This is a genomic window from Lysinibacillus sp. FJAT-14745 (genome assembly GCF_001275675.1).
Lineage (GTDB): Bacteria > Bacillota > Bacilli > Bacillales_A > Planococcaceae > Lysinibacillus.
Genome location: NZ_LITM01000001.1, coordinates 38,780 through 43,034, shown reverse-complemented (window position 1 = coordinate 43,034; position 4,255 = coordinate 38,780). Strand labels below are relative to the sequence as shown.

Genomic DNA, 4,255 nt, shown 5'->3' with positions numbered 1-4,255 from the left:
ACGTTCCAAAGAAAACTAATTAAAGCATACAACAAAGCGCCCACGGAAAAACACGTGGGCGCTATTTGACGCTTACAATTGTTCTTTCCTCATCCTGCATTAACTCATGTAAAATATTTAGTAATTCTCTACGAAATATCGGATCGAGTCCAGCTGTTGGCTCATCCATAATAATTAATTCTGCATGATGAGCTAAAGCTATAGCTAACGAGGCTTTCATCTTCATTCCCTTCGAAAAGGTCTTCATGTGTTTATTCAATGGTAGTTCGAACTGATCAACATAATGTTGAAAAGCGCTATCATCCCAGTTTTTATAGGCTGGTTTAATAATCCTTTTCATATCCTTTAAAGTCATATTTTCATAAAAGACATTTTCATCATAGACAAAACCAATACGTTCCTTTATTTCTTTTTCATGCCCCTTATAATTCATACCAAACAACGAAACAGTACCACTATCTTGCTGTAATAAGTTCATAATCAATTTGATCGTTGTTGATTTACCTGCACCATTTCCACCGATAAATCCAGTTACAAAGCCCTTTTTAACGTTAATAGAAAGATCTTTTACCTGAAATCCTTTAAAAGCTTTATGAATATGCTGTAATTCAATAACATTTTCCATCATTCATCCTCCGTATACAATAAAGTAAGCATTTCCTTAAGCGCCGTTAAGCTAATGTCCATTTCCTTCGCGTTTTGAATGGCAACCAACAGATTTTCTTCGATTACCTTTATTTTTCTTTCTCTCATCAATTCCTTATTTTGTTCGGAGATGAACGAACCTTTTCCGACAATAGAATAAATGAATCCGTTTTTCTCAAGCTCTTCATAAGCACGTTTTGTAGTAATAACGCTAATTTCTAAATCCTTTGCTAGCTGGCGCATCGATGGCAATGACTGACCTTCCTGTAATTCACCTGATAAAATTAGTTTTTTAATTTGAGCATAAATTTGCTCATAAATCGGCTCTTTTGAGCTGTTTGAAATAATAATTTGCATGCAAATACCTCTTCGCGAAATATTGTATATATACTCTATACACAATATATACACACTAAACTTATTTTGCAAGTAAAATTCTTATTGAACTTAAAAAAACGAAAACATGAGATTGTTAAATCACAATCTCATGTTCTCTGTTTTTAATTATTTTGTTGACCCTAATTAGCTTTAGCTAACTATTTAATTGGAGCATTATTAATTGTTGATAATACTTCATTTACCTCAAAGATTTTCCCACGAATATCGGTAATACCGAAACTTGTTAATCGTTCTGTATGCATAGTTAAATATTGCTCAGCATCTGTTTTGGTTTCAAATAAATATATCCCACCTGCTTCTTTAGTCGTAGCATCCTCAGTCCAAATCTTCCAAATCATACCCGACTCTTCGTTAATACTTTTCGCTAAATCTGCAAATGCCTCGGACATTTCTTCACCGAATGGCCCTTCCATTGTAAAATCAACTTGTAATAAGTATTTCATGATTAAAACTCCCCTTTGATTTTTCTATAACAATTAGTTTTATACAAAAACGACTCTTTTATTTAGTTACAAAATATGTTTCACCAAGTATTTCTTTCGCATCATAAGCTGTTGATGAAAGCTCTTTTTCAATAAATATGTTGATATCTTTTTGTTCAATATCGTACATTACTTCAATCTCCTTCGAAAAAAGAAGCTTTTCCTTCTTCAGTAAACTAAAAAGTTCTGGCTGTTGTTTTGGCTGCAATTCATCTAAATTAAGAATTTGCTTTAGCCCAGCAATATAAGAATCTAACGTTCTGCTACCGACAATTTTTACACCTTTATTTTCTTCGTTCAACATGATAATGGTTGGAAATCCTCTAACGCCTAGTTGTGAAGCTAGCGCAAAATCTTCAGTTAATAATTGCTGTCCAATCGGTAGTTCGGCCTCTTTTACAATCTTTTCTCCATCAAGTCCAAGTTGATTTACGATTGCAATTAACACCGATTTCTCCGCAATATTTTGATTAAATACGAAAACGGCTTCTCTTGCACGGCGTAAAAACACATTTGCTAAATCTCCATTGTGCTTTTGAATCACTTTAAAAACCTTAGATGGAGGATAAGATGATTGAATGGGATTATCAAACCAAAGCGTACCATCGATTGGCATACGACTATGCTCGCCAACCTCTCTCCAATGTCCAGCTACATCTGATGGACTTGATATACCATTAGATACATCAGCAAAGCCAGCCCATTTTTCAAGCAAACCTCCCATTATAGGTTGGAAATTAACATAAGGACCGTATTGCTCTACAAAGCGACGAAGAACTGGCTCTAATGCCCAACAATGCGAGCAGATCGGATCTGTCACATAATATAAATCAATTGATTTCCTTTTTTGATTGAAATCAATCACCTCCATTTCATCACCTTCTGAAACACCACATACTCCCGTTTCTAAATCACAAATTAAATTATTATTGTTCGTCATCATATTCACCACTTTCATTTTAATATCTTTATAAATAGGAATACTTTGCTGTATCGTTTTCTAAAGAAGCATATTTGCTTTATAATCGTATTTTAGTAAATACTAAAGATCATCTGTACCAATAGTTCCTTAGATTTGTCGTATATACAACACATCGAAGAAATTGTTTAAAAAGTAGGAGTGATACAAAAAAATGACCCAATCAAAGACTGACCCTCGTGTTCTTCGTACTCGCAAATTAATTATGGATTCTTTCATTGAACTTTCGAGTCAAAAAGAATTTAAGGATATTACTGTGAAGGATATTACGACAGAAGCTATGATTAATCGCGCAACATTCTATTATCACTTTCAAGATGTATATGACTTATTGGATAAGGTATTATCAGAAGTATTATTAGTTAATTTAAATTGTAGTATCTTCGAAAAAAGCGATCTAAATGAAGAATCAATTATTCATATTTTTATTGCCATAACGAACTTTCAAAAATCTTTATCTAATCGTTGTCATAGAGGATATGAAGATACCATTTCCCGTATCATTCGGGAGCATCTCGAAATTGTTTTTTACAAGATGTTATTAAAACAACATAATATGAAAGAGGATGCGGCGCTAAAAACTACCGCTGTCATACTAAGCTGGGGAATTTACGGTGCTTCTGTGGAATGGAGAAAAAATAGTATAGATAAATCCCCGGAGGAATTTATTAAATTGTCAGTTCCTTATATATTATCTGGGATTACTTTAGATTCTAAAAACTAATGTGATTGGACTTTCCCTATCACTTAAAAGCAGAGCATGCTTTGAAAAGACTATTCAAAACATGCTCTGAAGATTTAGCGATTTAAACTCTCTATATAATTTTCTGATTCGTCCGCTATGCGCTTAAATTCAATATCATGAATATAGTGAGAGCAATCTAATTTTATTAATGTTCCATCTTTATGCTTACTAAGAAAATCCTTTTGAAATTCAATCCACGCATCCTTATCCCAACCTGTCCCTTGACCGTTTGAAGAGAACAAAAGCATAGGAATATTTGGGATTCCAGCCGCTCCTACCTTTTCAGCATTTGCCTTAATATGCTTAATTTCATTCACCATATTTTTAGTTGCCGTTCTACGATAAAAAATCACTTTATACAATTCTTTTTCTTCATCTGTCAAAGTTCCATATTTGATGGCATCACTTTCAGCAAGGCTCGGAATCCATCTAGTAAAACCAATATTAGCAGCAAAGGCACTTAAATGAACTAAAGGCATATTTAAAGCATAATCTTTATACGCAGCAGGAACAGCCATATCCAATCCTATAATTCCTTTTACTTCATTCGGGTAGACTTGTGCCCAATACAATGCTTCAATACCAGACATAGAATGAGGAAATAAAATATAAGGTCCTTCAACGCCTGATTTTAATAGAGCTTCTCTTGTTTCTTGTAAAATTGTATCAATATCACGGTCAGAATTTGTAATGTCACTAAAGCCATAGCCGGCCTTTTCAACGACAACGATTTTATATTTATCGCTTAACAATGAATATAATGATTTAAAATCTAAAAAAGGTGAGCTTGTGCCTCCCCCAGACATAAATACAAGCGTTTCTTCTCCATTTCCTTCTTTGTACACATGCATTTGATGCCCATTCACTTCTACCCTTTTCCCTGTTGGCGTAAATAATTTATTTTCCTTTGATAATTGTATTTGATGAATAACTCAACTTTCGCAGTAAAAAAATCCTGATCAACACTTCGTATTATTAGCTATTTTGCTATTCAAAAATCTATTT

General features: G+C 33.5%; 5 protein-coding genes and 1 pseudogene. 1 reads left to right on the top strand and 5 read right to left on the bottom strand.

The window, feature by feature from the left end; genetic code table 11:
* Positions 1-76: 76 nt before the first annotated feature.
* The 4 genes and pseudogenes from AMS59_RS00215 to AMS59_RS00200 form a co-directional block, all read right to left on the bottom strand.
* A pseudogene (locus AMS59_RS00215) lies at positions 77-625 on the bottom strand (ABC transporter ATP-binding protein); the annotation flags it as partial.
* On the bottom strand, positions 625-1,002 hold the full coding sequence (locus AMS59_RS00210) for a GntR family transcriptional regulator (protein WP_053481767.1): 378 nt from the start codon (positions 1,000-1,002) through the stop codon (positions 625-627). The gene AMS59_RS00210 and the pseudogene AMS59_RS00215, both read right to left, overlap by 1 nt.
* Positions 1,003-1,181: 179 nt before the next feature.
* Complete coding sequence (locus AMS59_RS00205; protein WP_053481766.1) at positions 1,182-1,487, bottom strand: monooxygenase; 306 nt, start codon at positions 1,485-1,487, stop codon at positions 1,182-1,184.
* Positions 1,488-1,545: 58 nt separating this feature from the next.
* The gene (locus AMS59_RS00200) at positions 1,546-2,466 is read right to left on the bottom strand and encodes a DsbA family protein (RefSeq protein ID WP_053481765.1); all 921 of its coding nucleotides are present in this window, start codon (positions 2,464-2,466) and stop codon (positions 1,546-1,548) included.
* 193 nt (positions 2,467-2,659) lie between these two features.
* Between AMS59_RS00200 and AMS59_RS00195 the strand changes: the two genes are divergently transcribed.
* On the top strand, positions 2,660-3,229 hold the full coding sequence (locus tag AMS59_RS00195; protein ID WP_053481764.1) for a TetR/AcrR family transcriptional regulator: 570 nt from the start codon (positions 2,660-2,662) through the stop codon (positions 3,227-3,229).
* Between the two features lie 74 nt (positions 3,230-3,303).
* Here the strand turns inward: AMS59_RS00195 and AMS59_RS00190 are convergent, their stop codons facing one another.
* Positions 3,304-4,116 (bottom strand): alpha/beta hydrolase, encoded by an 813-nt coding sequence (locus tag AMS59_RS00190; RefSeq protein ID WP_234007647.1) that lies wholly within the window; start codon positions 4,114-4,116, stop codon positions 3,304-3,306.
* Between the last annotated feature and the right edge of the window lie 139 nt (positions 4,117-4,255).

Coding starts and splice junctions, on each gene's coding strand:
- AMS59_RS00195 (WP_053481764.1), top strand. CDS start 2,660: ATGACCCAATCAAAGACTGACCCTCGTGTTCTTCGTACTCGCAAATTA.
- AMS59_RS00200 (WP_053481765.1), bottom strand. CDS start 2,466: ATGACGAACAATAATAATTTAATTTGTGATTTAGAAACGGGAGTATGT.
- AMS59_RS00210 (WP_053481767.1), bottom strand. CDS start 1,002: ATGCAAATTATTATTTCAAACAGCTCAAAAGAGCCGATTTATGAGCAA.
- AMS59_RS00205 (WP_053481766.1), bottom strand. CDS start 1,487: ATGAAATACTTATTACAAGTTGATTTTACAATGGAAGGGCCATTCGGT.